The 12,711-nt window shown below is 70.7% G+C and carries 15 protein-coding genes and 3 pseudogenes; 9 read left to right on the top strand and 9 right to left on the bottom strand.

Annotated elements, in window-relative coordinates; all coding sequences use genetic code 11:
• Positions 1 to 145: 145 nt before the first annotated feature.
• A complete protein-coding gene (locus ACF08W_RS21795) occupies positions 146 to 1,129 on the bottom strand; it encodes an intradiol ring-cleavage dioxygenase (protein WP_392280235.1) in 984 nt (327 codons plus the stop codon).
• Between the two features lie 218 nt (positions 1,130 to 1,347).
• On the opposite strand from ACF08W_RS21795, the gene ACF08W_RS21790 reads away from it, so the two are divergent.
• From ACF08W_RS21790 to ACF08W_RS21775, 4 genes are all read left to right on the top strand, one after another.
• Positions 1,348 to 1,737, top strand: coding sequence for a hypothetical protein (locus ACF08W_RS21790; RefSeq protein ID WP_352272993.1), 390 nt, complete (start codon positions 1,348 to 1,350; stop codon positions 1,735 to 1,737).
• On the top strand, positions 1,734 to 2,303 hold the full coding sequence (locus ACF08W_RS21785; protein WP_392280234.1) for a TetR/AcrR family transcriptional regulator: 570 nt from the start codon (positions 1,734 to 1,736) through the stop codon (positions 2,301 to 2,303). Before ACF08W_RS21790 ends, ACF08W_RS21785 begins: the two co-directional genes overlap by 4 nt.
• A 252-nt stretch (positions 2,304 to 2,555) precedes the next feature.
• The gene (locus ACF08W_RS21780) at positions 2,556 to 3,389 is read left to right on the top strand and encodes an SDR family oxidoreductase (protein ID WP_392280233.1); all 834 of its coding nucleotides are present in this window, start codon (positions 2,556 to 2,558) and stop codon (positions 3,387 to 3,389) included.
• 9 nt (positions 3,390 to 3,398) lie between these two features.
• Complete coding sequence (locus ACF08W_RS21775; protein ID WP_392280232.1) at positions 3,399 to 3,917, top strand: hypothetical protein; 519 nt, start codon at positions 3,399 to 3,401, stop codon at positions 3,915 to 3,917.
• A gap of 72 nt (positions 3,918 to 3,989) precedes the next feature.
• On the opposite strand, the pseudogene ACF08W_RS21770 reads toward ACF08W_RS21775, so the two are convergent.
• Both ACF08W_RS21770 and ACF08W_RS21765 read right to left on the bottom strand, forming a co-directional pair.
• Positions 3,990 to 4,076: pseudogene (locus ACF08W_RS21770) on the bottom strand (IS5/IS1182 family transposase); the annotation flags it as partial.
• 95 nt (positions 4,077 to 4,171) lie between these two features.
• Complete coding sequence (locus ACF08W_RS21765) at positions 4,172 to 4,603, bottom strand: hypothetical protein (protein ID WP_392280231.1); 432 nt, start codon at positions 4,601 to 4,603, stop codon at positions 4,172 to 4,174.
• A gap of 345 nt (positions 4,604 to 4,948) precedes the next feature.
• Between ACF08W_RS21765 and ACF08W_RS21760 the strand changes: the two genes are divergently transcribed.
• From ACF08W_RS21760 to ACF08W_RS21750, 3 genes and pseudogenes are all read left to right on the top strand, one after another.
• Complete coding sequence (locus ACF08W_RS21760) at positions 4,949 to 5,794, top strand: hypothetical protein (protein WP_392280230.1); 846 nt, start codon at positions 4,949 to 4,951, stop codon at positions 5,792 to 5,794.
• Between the two features lie 439 nt (positions 5,795 to 6,233).
• Positions 6,234 to 6,419, top strand: a complete 186-nt coding sequence (locus ACF08W_RS21755; protein ID WP_392280229.1) for a transposase — start codon at positions 6,234 to 6,236, stop codon at positions 6,417 to 6,419.
• Positions 6,416 to 6,598, top strand: a pseudogene (locus ACF08W_RS21750) (transposase); the annotation flags it as partial. The gene ACF08W_RS21755 and the pseudogene ACF08W_RS21750, both read left to right, overlap by 4 nt.
• Positions 6,599 to 6,687: 89 nt before the next feature.
• On the opposite strand, the gene ACF08W_RS21745 reads toward ACF08W_RS21750, so the two are convergent.
• The 3 genes and pseudogenes from ACF08W_RS21745 to ACF08W_RS21735 form a co-directional block, all read right to left on the bottom strand.
• Positions 6,688 to 7,032, bottom strand: a complete 345-nt coding sequence (locus ACF08W_RS21745; protein WP_392280246.1) for a hypothetical protein — start codon at positions 7,030 to 7,032, stop codon at positions 6,688 to 6,690.
• Between the two features lie 130 nt (positions 7,033 to 7,162).
• Complete coding sequence (locus tag ACF08W_RS21740) at positions 7,163 to 7,759, bottom strand: hypothetical protein (protein ID WP_392280228.1); 597 nt, start codon at positions 7,757 to 7,759, stop codon at positions 7,163 to 7,165.
• 86 nt (positions 7,760 to 7,845) lie between these two features.
• Positions 7,846 to 7,995, bottom strand: a pseudogene (locus tag ACF08W_RS21735) (IS5/IS1182 family transposase); the annotation flags it as partial.
• On the opposite strand from ACF08W_RS21735, the gene ACF08W_RS21730 reads away from it, so the two are divergent.
• Positions 7,933 to 8,169, top strand: a complete 237-nt coding sequence (locus ACF08W_RS21730) for a hypothetical protein (protein ID WP_392280227.1) — start codon at positions 7,933 to 7,935, stop codon at positions 8,167 to 8,169. The pseudogene ACF08W_RS21735 and the gene ACF08W_RS21730 sit on opposite strands and share 63 nt — an antisense overlap.
• 144 nt (positions 8,170 to 8,313) lie before the next feature.
• Here ACF08W_RS21730 and ACF08W_RS21725 read toward each other — a convergent pair whose 3' ends face one another.
• Together ACF08W_RS21725 and ACF08W_RS21720 are read right to left on the bottom strand one after the other, a co-directional pair.
• On the bottom strand, positions 8,314 to 9,714 hold the full coding sequence (locus tag ACF08W_RS21725; protein WP_392280226.1) for an SMI1/KNR4 family protein: 1,401 nt from the start codon (positions 9,712 to 9,714) through the stop codon (positions 8,314 to 8,316).
• Positions 9,715 to 9,922: 208 nt separating this feature from the next.
• Positions 9,923 to 11,134 carry a hypothetical protein gene (locus tag ACF08W_RS21720; RefSeq protein ID WP_392280225.1) on the bottom strand — a complete coding sequence of 404 codons (1,212 nt, stop codon included), beginning with the start codon at positions 11,132 to 11,134 and terminating at the stop codon, positions 9,923 to 9,925.
• Positions 11,135 to 11,253: 119 nt separating this feature from the next.
• Here ACF08W_RS21720 and ACF08W_RS21715 point away from each other — a divergent pair, with 119 nt between their 5' ends.
• On the top strand, positions 11,254 to 11,871 hold the full coding sequence (locus tag ACF08W_RS21715) for a DsbA family protein (RefSeq protein WP_392280224.1): 618 nt from the start codon (positions 11,254 to 11,256) through the stop codon (positions 11,869 to 11,871).
• A 15-nt stretch (positions 11,872 to 11,886) separates the two neighbouring features.
• Here ACF08W_RS21715 and ACF08W_RS21710 read toward each other — a convergent pair whose 3' ends face one another.
• Positions 11,887 to 12,702, bottom strand: a complete 816-nt coding sequence (locus ACF08W_RS21710; RefSeq protein ID WP_392280223.1) for a sirohydrochlorin chelatase — start codon at positions 12,700 to 12,702, stop codon at positions 11,887 to 11,889.
• Between the last annotated feature and the right edge of the window lie 9 nt (positions 12,703 to 12,711).

The following is a 12,711-nucleotide window of genomic DNA, read 5'->3' as shown; positions in this document are numbered from 1 at the left end:
AACAAACCCACCCACAATCCCCCCCCACCGCCCCATCTTCTTTTCTGCCCCCGCGGGGCGCGCGGGCGCGGGGGGGGGGGGGCCGCGGGGCGCCCCCGCCCCCGCGGCCCCCCACGGCCGGCACGGTCGCCGGTGATGCCGTCCGTCACCCCGTGGCGGATGCCGACGGGGAGGCCGGGCCGCCGGGCCCGGGGGCGTCGTCGCCGTCGTGCGTGGCCTGGGGATCCACGCCCACCGTGATCGAGGCGGCGACCCCCGCCGCGATCCGGTGCTTCCTGTACCGGAGGGTGAGCAGACCGCCGGTGGTGCCGCTCCCGTCGTAGATCATGTCCTCGGTCAGGGTCGTGCGCCGGACGGTGCTGGCCGCGTACGGCTCGACCTCGGAGGCGGCCAGGACGGCCTCCTCCTCGAAGTAGAACTGGCCGGTGTGGCAGGTGTGTCCGCCCTCGTACCCCTCCTTGGTCCAGACGCCGCCCACGTGGACCTTGGTGTGGATGTGCACCGCCCGGCCCTGGTACCAGCCGGGGAAGACGGTGGTGAACCGGACCGTGCCGCTGTGGTCGGTGCGCCAGGTGCCGCGCAGGTAGCGCTCGTCGTCGGTGGGCTCCTGATGCATGCCCCCGCCGCCGGCGGGCGGTTCGCCCGTGGGCGGTTCACCGGTCGGCGGTTCGCCCGTGGGCGGGCCGGAGGGGGAGCCGCCCGAGCTCATGCTCTCGTACCCCGAGTACACGCCGAGCGCGTCGCAGTGCCAGATGTCGACCGCGGCGTTCCGCAGCGGACGGCACGTCTCGGAGTCGACGACCTTGATGGCGAGGGTCATCGGGATGCCCTCCCTGTCCTCCGTGACGTCCCTGCGGATCTTGTCGGCGTCGATGTAGTACGGGCCTTCGATGGCCTCCGTGCTCAGCCGGTAACAGAGTTCCGTGGTGCCGGTGCCGGTGCCGGTGCCGGGCGCCTGTGCCTGCGCCTTCGCCGGGGTCGGCCCGGCGGAGGCGTGGGTGGCGAAGGCACCGCCCGCACCGACCGCGGCCACCGCCGCCCCGCCGGCGACGAGTACCTTCCGGCGCGAGGTGCGCGCCCGGGACGACGAACCGTCCCGCGAGCTGTCCTGAGCTTCATCAAGGGGCATGGGTGACTGACTCCTCAAGCCTGGGCCTGGACCGGTCCCGCGACCGGCGGCGGACGGCCAACCCTCCCGCACCCACATAGGAACGAGCTGTGAAGCCGCCGCTGCTCGGCGGGCATGCACGATTCCCGGCCACGGGGACGAGACTTGATTTGGACGACCGTCCAGGACTATCGTCCAAATCGCTTGGACGGATGAAGCCCACGGCCCTGGAGCGTGTGATGAACCATTCCCTGCTGACGACCCTGACCGGGGCGTTCCTGGTCTGGGAGGCGCTTCTGCTGATTCCCATGGTCCCGGGGAAGCTGATCGACACCAGGGACTTCTCGTCGTTGCCCCGCTGGCAGTACAACGGGTTCAACGTCTGTCTCACCTCACTCGGCCTCGCCAGCTTCGTGGTGGCCGGGTTCGCCTTGGCGGACCAGCACTGGGTGTTCGTGGCGGCGTTGATCCTGAGCCTGGTGTACGTCCTGGTCTTCGCGGCCGACCTCGGTGCGGTCTTCCCCGTCGTGCCCGATCCGCTGCCGGTACAGTTGCTCGTTCTCGAGGCCATCGCGCTGGCCTCGGCCGGCGTGGGTGCCGTGATCGCGATCCAGGGAATGAGACTGTGAACAACGCCCCTTCTCCTCGGACGAGCACGCGAGAGAAGATCATCGAGGCCGCGGCCTCACTCATCCCCGAAGTGGGCTGGGGCGGCGTGACCAGCCGACGGGTCGCGGAACGTGCGGGCGTGAACACCGGCGTGATCCACTACCACGTGGGAAGCATCGGCGAACTCAGGCGCATCGCCGCGGTGGGCAGGATCCAGACGTTCTTCCTCGACCGGATCGGTGACGCCCTGACGCAGGAGGATCCGTCGGCGGCGGTCGAGCTGATGCTCCGAGGACTGTGCTCCAGCGACTCGCGGGATCCGGAACTGCTGCTGTTGTACGAGTCGCTCGTCGCGGCGAACCGCGACGATCAGTTGCGCGCCGAGATCGCCGCTTCCCTGTCCCGGCTCCGGCAGTGGCTGCACGACTGGTTCGCGGAGCGCGGGGTGGCGCGTCCGCTTCCCGCGGCAGTGACCATCACCGCGGCGATGGACGGCTTCCTGCTCCAGCGCATGCTCGACCCGGACCTCGACCCCACCCCCCTCGTCGAGGGCCTGGCGGCTCTGGTGAAACACGAGCTCGAGTAGCGCCCGCCGCAGGGCCGCCCAGCGACGAATCCGCCGCTCAGAACACGGGGCGTGGCCATTCCTCGCCGAGTTCCACGCGGCCCGGCGGGCCTCCTTCCGCCGGGCCGTGGACATCGACACCGGCGGTATCGGCCCACAAGAAGGCCACCCACTGAGCCCGCTGTCACTTCTCCCTGCGTGGGACAACAACGTCGGCGGAGTCCCATCAGTCTCACCAGTGCCGGAGTGGCACCTCCTCTACCGTGTCGCACCATGACCATCCTGATCATCGGCGGCAGTGGGTTCCTGGGTACCGAGCTGGTCCGCCAGGAAGCAGCAGCGGGCCATGCGACGGCTGCGACCTTCGCCACCCGCACCCGCACCCGGCCCGGCAGCGCTCCAAAGGTCTCGTGGCACGCCCTCGACCTGCGCGACCTCGACCGCATCGAGGCGGTCCTGGCCGACGTGGAACCTCGCGTGGTCGTCAACGCGACGAGCGGCGGGCCCGATTGGACGGTGACGGCCGAGGGGCCGGTCCGCCTGGCGATGGCAGCGGCGAGGCACGGCAGCCGCCTGGTCCACGTATCCAGCGACGCCGTGTTCTCCGGCGCCCGCGTCCACTACGACGAATCCTGCCTCCCCGACCCACTCACCCCCTACGGCGCCGCGAAGGCCGCGGCGGAGACCGGCATCCGCCTCGTGAACCCGGGCGCCGTCGTCGCACGGACCTCCCTGATCATCGGCGACCAGCGATCCGACCACGTACGCGCGGTGCACGAGCTCGCGGCCGGAACCCGTACCGGCGTCCTGTTCACCGACGACATCCGCTGCCCCGTCCACGTCGCCGACCTGGCTGCCGCCCTCCTGGAACTTGCGTCCAGCGACCGGTGCGGCGTCCACCACCTGGCAGGAGCCGACCCCGTGAGCCGTCACGAACTCGGCATGCTCATCGCCCGGCGTGACGGGCTCGACGCCTCCCGGCTCCCCGCCGGCCTGCGGGCCGACAGCGCACTTCCCGGAGCACTCGACGTCCGGCTCGACAGCCGTGCCACCCAGGAACGGCTCCGGACCAGGCTCCGCGGCGCCCGCGAGTTCCTCGCTCTTTAGGCTGGTGCCATGGAGAGCGGGCTCGCTCACGGGGAGAGCGTCTTCATCAACTTTCGACGCTCCATGCGGGATCCGAAGGAGCACGGGTTCCGGTGGGTCGACATCAAGCAGTTGCGCTTCTCCGCGGATCCGGTGGACGACGAAGGGCTGCTTGCCGCACTGATCGGGCATGAGCAGTTCCGGGACGACTACGCAGGCGGTGGAGTGCTGCCGGACGGGCCCCGGCACGGTCCGTACTGGCTGGGGTCGATCACTCCCGATCTGTACGCGCCCATCAGCCAGGAGAAGGCCGTCCAGATCCTGCGGGATTGGGCGGCGCCGCTCCGGGACCTGCCCACCGGACTGGAGGCAGATCTGCGGCGGGAGGTGTTCGCCCGCGTGGCCGCAGCCGACGGCATCTACTACCTGAACGAGCTCGGTGACGAGGCGGTTCATGACTGGGGACGCGTACACGACTGCTTTCACGAGTTCGTGCTCGTCGACCGCGCGGCCGGGCGGATCACGCTCATCGTCGCCGCCGACGACTGAGGCAACCACCGCTGTCGCATCGTCGGGGTGTCCGCCCGGGGTCCGCAACCAGCAGCACCGGGTTCTCCCACGCAAACCCCACGGCCCGCCCAGCCGCATCGCGTCTGCTCCCGAACGCCGCGACGTGGTCACCAGGTTGCGAGACTGGCGTGGGCTCAGCCCGGCGAACGGCGCCGTCCGGGATGGTTCCGACCCCTGATCAGACCAGTCATTGCGTGATCACCCCACCACAGCCAGTGGGTCAGAACTGTCCGTCAAGGCTTCGGAATGAAGGCGGGATCGATACCCAATGCCGCGGTGCCTTCGCGCACGGAACGGTCGAACCGCTCAATCGCCGCCACGAGAACGTCCCAGGCGACAGGCGAGGCCCAGAAATCCGGCGTGCAGACCGAGCCGGCTCGCCAACCTTCATCGGAACGCACGATGCGGATCAGCCCTGGTTCTGCCTGCATCGAGTCGAGCTGGAAGTCCTGTCGGCCGACGTTCGGACTGTGGAGCCAGAGCGCCAGGTGATGAGCCAGCTCGGCCACGGGGAAAGCTTCCTCGGACCACACCGGCCGCCCGTCCTCCCAGATGGACATCTCTGCCTCAATGTCAAGGAGAAGCACCTCCAGCGGAACCTCCTGCTGGGTGAGGCCACGCCGCGGCAGATCCGACAGGCCGAAATTTCGGCACACGAACTGCACTGCCCAGCCTCCAAGAGATCTGAGGCCCTGTCCCGGGCCATCCACAGACGGAAGACCCTATAAGAAGCCGTGTCTCAATTGATCTTGGAACGTGCAAGTCGAACAGAGTTCCTGGTCGGGTGATCTTCCAAGCGCACGTGTGCGGCAACGCGGCCGCTCATCCGGACCGGGTGCGCCGCTATCTGTCGGACATGATGGACGCGGAGTGGGCGGCTGGTGTACGAGCAGACTAGTTCGGGTGCCCGGGCGGACCGAGCGGGAACGACGGGGACGGGGACGGGGACTGTCGGAGGCCTCGCGTAGGTTGAGCACCGTCGCAGTCGAACGGAATGGACGAGGAACACGGTGAAGGCATACGACCTGGGGTTCGGAGAGTCCGTGGACGCGCTGTCGGTCCGGCCCGGCAAGCCCGTCGAGATCGATCTGCCCGGGGCCCGCGTCGCCGGGTGGTGCGGCGGTCGTGCGCCCGGCATCGGAACGGCCTCCTGGCCCCGGAGCCCTGTCACGGGACTGCCGATGACCCATGTCATCACCCTCGAACTGCCGGAGGACTACCGGCGCAAGGGCCCGGACCTGGTAGCCGTCTCCTTCTTCCACGCCGACGACCACGTCGCCGACGACATCGAGGGCGTGGACGAGCTGCTGGCGGGCACCGTGCCCACCCCGGAGCAGGCCGCCGATCCGTTCTTCGCCGCGGTGGCCGCGACGGCCGCAGCCCGCCACCCCCGGCAGCAGGACCTGGAGGACGTGATCGGCGGCGCGCACGCGCTCATCTGGCTCACCGCCGCGGAGTTCGCCGCGCCCCGCATAGATCCCCCGGCCGACATTCGGCCGGACGGCCTCGGCGACAAGTACAGCCGCGGCCAGAACGCCTGGGACGACAGCGCCCCCGAAATCACGGTCTGGATCGGGGAGCGCACCGGCGACCCGAACACCGGCATCGCCCCGGCAGAGAACGGCGAGGGCGGCTACGTGGAGGCCTGGTCCTCGGACGACAAGGATCTCGACGCGTTCTGGTCGTCCGTCGAGGGCATCTCGCACCTCGGCGGAACGGTGATGCCCTGTCAGGCGTTGCCGGAGGGGCTGACGCCGTACGTCTTCGAGCTGGAGGACGGCGTCGGCGGTGTCAACTTCGGCGGTGGCAACGCCCAGATCGACCTAGAGTCGGGCGTCTTCGACTGGGCGCAGTAGCGGGCAGCGCGCCCGCGGGGAGCCGAGCAGTACGCGACCAGTGGCGGCGCCGAGGGCGTACGGGCGTCGGCGCACACCCCGTGGCGTCCGTCGACCCCGGCGCGTACGTCCACGACCAGGGCCGACTGGTCCTCCCCGTGGAGCCGCCGCACCGCCCGGTCGAACAGATTTCCTGGTCGGGTGATCTTCCGGCCGTGCGTGCATGAAGGCAGGGCCTTCTGGCAGCTCGGGGGTGCGATCCCATACGAGCGGTTCCGGAGGCCCTGTTGCCGTTGTTGTACGTGCCCCAGCCCCTTCACTTCAACTTGCCCGCCGTGTCGTGCGATTGCCTCGCGCACGTGTACGGCAACGTGGCCGACCATCCGTACCGGGTGCGCCGCTATCCGTCGGACATGACGGACGCGGAGTGGGCGGCTGTCCGGCCGTTGCTGCCGGTGCCGTGCGTGAACGCGAGGGCCGTGAGGCCTCACCCACGACGGGGATCATCGACGCGCAGTCGGTGCGGGCCGCTGCGACGGTGCCGGCCGTCTCACGTGGCTACGACAGCGGGAAGAACGTGCCCGGGCGCAAACGACACATCGTGACCGACACGCTCGGCCTGCTCCGCTCCTGGTCGTCGCGGTGACCGCCGCGAACATCGGCGACCGGGACGCCGCAACGGGCCTGCTGAGGCGGCTGCGGCGCCTGCACCGCGACAGCACCCTGGTCTGGGCTGACGGCGGCTACACCGGTGGCCTGGTCGACTGGGCACGGGAGAAACTCGCCCTGACCCTGGAGATCGTCAGACGCACCGACGACATGACGGGCTTCGTGGTGCTGCCCAGGCGGTGGGTGGCAGAGCGCACGTTCGCGTGGCTGATGCATTCACGTCGGCTGGCCCGCGGGACTGGCCTTCAGCGGCTGCTGGCCCGCGGACTGCCGCTCCTCCAGCACGCCCAGAATCCCTGGTGGTCCGGCGCCAGCATCGTCACCGGCAGTCCTTCGTGCCAAGGGGGCACGATCGAGCCCGGCACCGGCGCGGGCGCGGATTCCGCCGCGGCCTCGGTCACGGCAGTGGTCTCGGCAGCCGAGGCCGCCAGGGCCTCCATCAGCTCCTCCCGCGCGATCACCCGCAGGTCCAGCTCGATCTCTGCGGCCTCCAGCACCCCAGCCAGCCGGGCGGCTTCCTCCCGCAGCCCCTCCACCCGCACTCGGGCCGCTGTCTCCCGCTCCTCCAGCATTCCCAACACCGACGCCATCGCGCACCCTTCGATCACGGAGCCGAAACAAGACGCCGCATGCCGCCCTCACGCTGAGCTAAACCATGCCCGCCCAGCGGAAATCAAGCGATCGCGTTCGGTTGAGATGCGGCTTCTAAGACGTCGTTTCTTATGGCTGTGGTGAGGACGGGGCGGCCTCAGGGAAGCCCAGTTCATCCAGCAGCGCGTCGAACAATTCCTCCACGAAGGTCTTCCGTGCGCGGAGCAGTTCCTCGATCCGGGACTGCTGCGCCGCGGTCTGGACACCAGCTGCTGAAGCCCACACGAGAGCGCCTTCGGCGTCGGCCTGCACCTCCGCATCGAGTTCTGCGCGTTTGTACCTGATGGCCTCTTCGAACTCCGGGGTGGTGACCCACAGGCTCACGTCGTCCACGTCCTCGGGTTCCTCGACGAGGAGAGCCGCAGTATGGTCCAGGTTGAGCCATGCCTGCCAGCGGTGCCCGTCGGTGTTCAGGCCGGTCACGAGAGCGATGCTGCTGCCGGAGACATCAGCTACGCAGGCCGGTGCACCGGTCCATTCGACCAAGGCGGACAGGTCCTCGTCCTGCCAGACGCCTTGCTCCAGTTGCAGGGTCTGCCAGCCCCCCGGTCGCGGCTGCCACTCATGCACGTCGTCCTCCAGCCCTGGACCGCTGCCGCCGAACAGGGGTGCTTCCAGTAGCGGGCGCTCGCTGCAGGCAAAGACCAGATGACCGGAAAAGCCCATGGAACCTCCTCGTGGATACCAGCGCACCCTACGAGCAGTCACTGACACCACCGGCGCCGGCCAGCTGTCGCTCCCGACCGACTGGCTCACCGGATCGGTCGGCGGTACCCGATGAGGGTCGCGGCTATGCCGACAAAGGCAAGGAAGTGCTCGGCCTTGCGTTCGTAGCGACGGTGCAGACGCCGGCAGCCGGCCAGCCAGGACACGATCCTCTCAACCACCCTGCCGACCCGGCCGCCGACCTGCACGGCCCCGCCTCCGAACCGGGTTCCGCCAGCCGGGCAGCGAAGAACCACACCACCGCCACCGTCTTCCTCGACGCCGACTGCAAGGGCGACGTCTACTACAGCCTGCCTCCCGGCGCGGGAGCCGGAGACCGTCTCCAGACGCGCTCCGTGATTTTCTCCTGAATCAGACCGCCACCCCGGACACGGCCATCGGCCACCGGTCGACGGCAGTCGGCTGCGGGCTACGGCCGCGTGATCCGCCGTCTCAGCGTGATGGACAACCTCGACCACCTCGGCCGGAGGAGCGAAGAGCCTGGCTCTGCGGGTCTATGCAAGGGGTCCGAGGTTTCCTTCCAGGACGGTCTGGATGATCTGGGGCCGGTCCCAGAGAGCCAGAATTTCGTTGGCGATGGCCACGATCGGCAGGGGGTCGTGGTCGCCGTACGCCGTGATGGACGCAGCCAGCAAGCTTCGGGGGACGGCGTCGGCATCCAGAAGGACACGCCAGTCCTGAGGGCCGAGTTCCAGGAATTCCAGGCCGGTGAGTTCGGCGACCTCCAGGGGGTCGGCGAGCGTACCGGCGTACGCGGCGAGGGTACGCAGGCGGGGGAGCCCGACGACCGGGGAGAGGCTGAACGGCGCGCCGTCCCACACCCCGATCGAGAGGACTTCCAGGCCGGGGTGTGCGGCTTCCCGGACGCTCTTGATACTCGCGTGGTTGACGTGGGCCACGAGCGGTGGATCCTCCCTGCGGTGCTGGCGCTCGGGTGTCTCCCGGTCCAGGACCCAGTCGGTGAGCGAGTCGGCCAGCAAGTCGGCGCCAATGCTCTCCTCGTGGCTGAGCAGGATGATCTGCCCGGTGTGGCCGCGGGGGCCGGGCGTCAGGTCGACCGCCAGTCGGTCTCCTCCGCCGTTCTCGCCGAAGACGATCCACTCGGGTGACCCGACGACTCCCTGTACCGCGGCGTCGGGGTGCGTGACGACCGCCTCCATGGCAGCGTGCTCCCAGCGGTAGTGGCGCGTCGAGGCTTCGGCCAGGTACAGGTCGTCCACGGAGGAGAGTTCGCAGCGCGCCGCTTCGAAGACACCGTTCGCCGCCTCGTAGTCGTCGCCCCAGTCCTCCCATCGCGCCCGGGTCACCCGGTAGAGCACCTTGAGTTCCTCGGGCAGGCGGATGCCCAGGCGTGCTTCGGCGGCGGCGATCTCCGCCTCCGTCGCGCCGATGGCGTGGGGCAGCCGTTCCCGCAGCGTCCGCTCCAGCAACTCCGGGTCCGCCGAGGGGGCCGGCCTCGCTTCGTCTGTGGGATCGGGGAGGCGGCGCCACGGCTCGGGAAGGGAGTCTTCGACCAGGATGAGTGCACCGGGATGAGGGGTTCCGATCCCGGGTTCCACCGCCGGGCTGGGGCCGAGCAGCCGAAGCACGGTCGTCCCGGTCGGTTCGATCTCCGCCGTGAACGAGATGTCGTCGACACCAGCCTCCACCATCGCGGTCCGCACCCGCTCCACCGCGTCGAGCTCGTCCTGTATGTCCTCGGTCTGCAAGGCTCTACCGCGCGGTGGCGCCGGGTGCGGGAGGGCCAGACTCCAACCGCCTCGCCCGATGCGACCCGCCACGCGCAGGGGCTCGGCACCGGCCTTGTCCGCCTTGGCGGCCCGCAGGAGCCCCAGCACGGGCTGCCAGGTCGCGAAGTCACGTATCGATTGCCCGGGTGGTTTCTGAGTAGCCATGCGCAGACCGTACGCGGGGCGGCTGACACCCGGTATCGCAGGAGGCAGCGCTGTTCGGGAAGGGAGTCGTCGGCTTGTCAACAGTCCCGGATCTCACCAGTGCTCAATGCCTACCTGCTCAATGCCTACCTGGAAGCCCTGCACCGTGCCCTCTACGCAGACTGCGCAGGAAACCGGAGCTGTTCGGGGCGGCATCGCGGGACAGCTCTCAGTCCTGCCAGTAGAAGAGCAGGGTGCTGACGTCCAGCGGGCGGCGGCCGCCGAAGTAGTAGACGCAGAGGCCGGTGACGCGGATGGCGCCGGTCCGCGGGGTGATCCAGCGGAAGCCGGCCGCCTCCAGTGCGGCGCGGGCGGCGGGTTCGGGGGTGTGGGAGGTCGCGAAGGGGCCCAGGGTGCTGAGGGAGACGGCGCCGTCCTCGGACCCCAGGCCGATCACGTGGTACGTGCCGCCGCCCTGCTGGTGGTACTCGCCGCAGGAGACCGGCGGGTGCGGTGCCAGGCCGGCGGCGGTGAGGGCGGCCGTCGCCCGGTCGAGCTGTGCCTCCTCGTCCACGGGCACGGGCGGCTCGGCGCAGATCGCCTCCACCCGCCAGCGCGGGTCGCTCCGCTCCTCGCAGTACTGGCCGTACTCCTCGACGATCGCCGCGCGCAGCTCCTCGTCCAGCCCCGCCACCTCGACCCGGGGGCTGCCCAGCGAGGCGCGGATCGCGCGGGTCTCGCGGGCGTCGCCGGTCAGCCGGTGCAGGGCGTACGCCGCCCACAGCTTCGCCTCGATCGTCGGCGCCGTGCGGAGGTAGCCGCGGAGCCGGTCCGGATCGGTGAGGAGCGACTGCGCGCGATGGGCGACCGACCGGTCCGGGTCCGCGAGGGCGTCGGTCACGTCCTGCCCGGCCCGGTGGCGCACCCGGACCTGAAAGATCCGGTCCTCCGGGCGCGCGTCACCGACGTCGGAGAGCACCGCCTCGGCCCCGTACCGGACGACCAGCGCGTCCAGACCGGCCTCGCCGGTCGCCCGCATGCGCTGCCAGGGCTCCGCCGCCAGCGTCGCCAGTTCACCGGCCGCCGTACGGTCGCCGAGCAGACCACGCGCCTTCAGGATCGCCTCCGGCATGCCGTACGACGTGTCCTGCTTCCGGTCCGGATGCCTGAGCCAGTCCAGCAGCTCCGTCCGGCCGGCGAGCAGCTCCAGCAGTGCGATCCGCACCTCCGCCACGTCCTGGACGTCGTGGACACGGGCGATCAGCGCGGCGGCACGGTGCTCCGGCACCCGTCCGGCCAGTGCGTGCACACAGGGTCTGCGGCGCCACCACGGGTGCGCCGGGTCGGCCACGTACGCCGCCAGCGCGTCCGCGTCGAACGCGCGCAGCCCCTCCGCGTCGAACCGCCCGGCCTCCGGCACCAGAGTCTCTATGCTGACCATGCGCGGATGGTAGCCGCTGCCCCCCGGCTTCCGCCGTGCAGGCGGTTCTGCGAATGGACCAGTGGAATCGACGGCGAATGGCCCGGGCCCACCTGCCAATCCCTGCCTACGCTCACCCCATGGACACCACACCGCGTACCACTGTCGACTTCTATTTCGACCCGGCCTGCCCGTTCGCCTGGATCACCTCCCGCTGGATGCTGGAGGTGGAACAGCACCGGGACATCGACCTCCGCTTCCACGTCATGAGCCTCTACCTGCACAACATCGGCAACGAACTGCCCGACTGGTACCGGGATCTGGTCGACCGTTCGCTCGGGCCCGTCCGGGTCGCCGTCGCGGCGGCGGACGCGCACGGCGACGGCGTGCTGCGCGACCTCTACACCGCGATGGGCACCCGCATCCACCGGGAGAAGAACGAGGACTTCGACGAGGTGATCGCCCAGTCCCTCGCCGAGCTGGGACTGCCCGCCGGGCTCGCCGACGCCGCGCACTCGGGGGAGTACGACGACGCGCTGCGCCACAGCCACGACGCCGGGAAGGACCCGGAGGCGGGCGGCTACGTCGGAACGCCGACCATCCATGTCGACGGCACGGTCTGGTTCGGGCCCGTGCTGCGGGCCGCGCCGCGCGGCGAGGAGGCCGGGCGGTTCTTCGACAGCTTCCGGGCCGTCGCCGGGCACGCTGACTTCTTCGAACTCAAGCGGACCCGGACCGGCGGCCTGGACGTGGGCTGAGGCGGACCGCAGGGGTCACGCGCCGAGCACGGCGGTCGTCCGGACCTCCGGGGTGCCCGCCCCGGGGTGCCGGGCCCCGCTGGACCGGACCCCGCCGTACCGGGCCTCGTCGTACCGGGTCAGCAGCAGGCGGGCCAACTCCGGTGCCGGGCCGAGGACATCGGCCAGGACGTCCGCATCGGCCGCCCCCGCCGCGATCCGGTCCGGCAGCCGGCCGGGCGCGATGACGTACGGCGCCACCGCCACCCGGCGTACCCCTTCGGCCCGCAGGGCCCGTACGGCTTCCCCGGTGCCGGGGAAGCCGCCGGGAGAGGTGGCGGAGGCGAACGCAGGCCGCACGGAACACCAACCGGTGTGCCGCAGCTCCCGCGCGATTTCAGCGATCACTGCGATCGCCTCCGGGTCTGTGGAGCCCGCCGAGGCCAGGACGAGACCGGTCGACGCCCGGTCGGCGGGGTGGACGCCCGCTTCGCGCAGGCGCTGGAGCAGCGCCGCGTCGAGCAGCGGGGACGGGCCGAGCACCTCGGCCTGCCGGATCCGCAGCCGGGGCAGCCCGCGCCGGGCCTCGTCCAGCACCGCGGGGATGTCGGACTTGGCGTGGAAGGCCCGGGTCAGCAGCAGCGGAAGGGCGACGACCGACTCCGCCCCCTCGGCGGCCAGCCTCTCCAGGACCCGTGGCACCGACGGCGCGTTGAAGTCCAGGAAGCCGGTCGCCACCCGCAGCCCCGGCCGCAGCGACCGGACCCGCGCGGTGAGCGCGTGGACGGTCGCCGCGTGCCGGGGGTCGCGGCTGCCGTGGGCGACGACGAGGAGGACCGGGGCGGCGGGCATGTGCGGCAC

Origin of the sequence: Streptomyces sp. NPDC015144, assembly GCF_043079735.1 — a bacterium.
Lineage (GTDB): Bacteria > Actinomycetota > Actinomycetes > Streptomycetales > Streptomycetaceae > Streptomyces.
Note: the sequence above shows the minus strand (reverse complement) of the source record. Positions and strands in the feature narration are given on the sequence as shown.

Coding starts and splice junctions, on each gene's coding strand:
- ACF08W_RS21795 (WP_392280235.1), bottom strand. CDS start 1,129: ATGCCCCTTGATGAAGCTCAGGACAGCTCGCGGGACGGTTCGTCGTCC.
- ACF08W_RS21790 (WP_352272993.1), top strand. CDS start 1,348: ATGAACCATTCCCTGCTGACGACCCTGACCGGGGCGTTCCTGGTCTGG.
- ACF08W_RS21780 (WP_392280233.1), top strand. CDS start 2,556: ATGACCATCCTGATCATCGGCGGCAGTGGGTTCCTGGGTACCGAGCTG.
- ACF08W_RS21775 (WP_392280232.1), top strand. CDS start 3,399: ATGGAGAGCGGGCTCGCTCACGGGGAGAGCGTCTTCATCAACTTTCGA.
- ACF08W_RS21745 (WP_392280246.1), bottom strand. CDS start 7,032: ATGGCGTCGGTGTTGGGAATGCTGGAGGAGCGGGAGACAGCGGCCCGA.
- ACF08W_RS21740 (WP_392280228.1), bottom strand. CDS start 7,759: ATGGGCTTTTCCGGTCATCTGGTCTTTGCCTGCAGCGAGCGCCCGCTA.
- ACF08W_RS21725 (WP_392280226.1), bottom strand. CDS start 9,714: ATGGCTACTCAGAAACCACCCGGGCAATCGATACGTGACTTCGCGACC.
- ACF08W_RS21720 (WP_392280225.1), bottom strand. CDS start 11,134: ATGGTCAGCATAGAGACTCTGGTGCCGGAGGCCGGGCGGTTCGACGCG.
- ACF08W_RS21715 (WP_392280224.1), top strand. CDS start 11,254: ATGGACACCACACCGCGTACCACTGTCGACTTCTATTTCGACCCGGCC.
- ACF08W_RS21710 (WP_392280223.1), bottom strand. CDS start 12,702: ATGCCCGCCGCCCCGGTCCTCCTCGTCGTCGCCCACGGCAGCCGCGAC.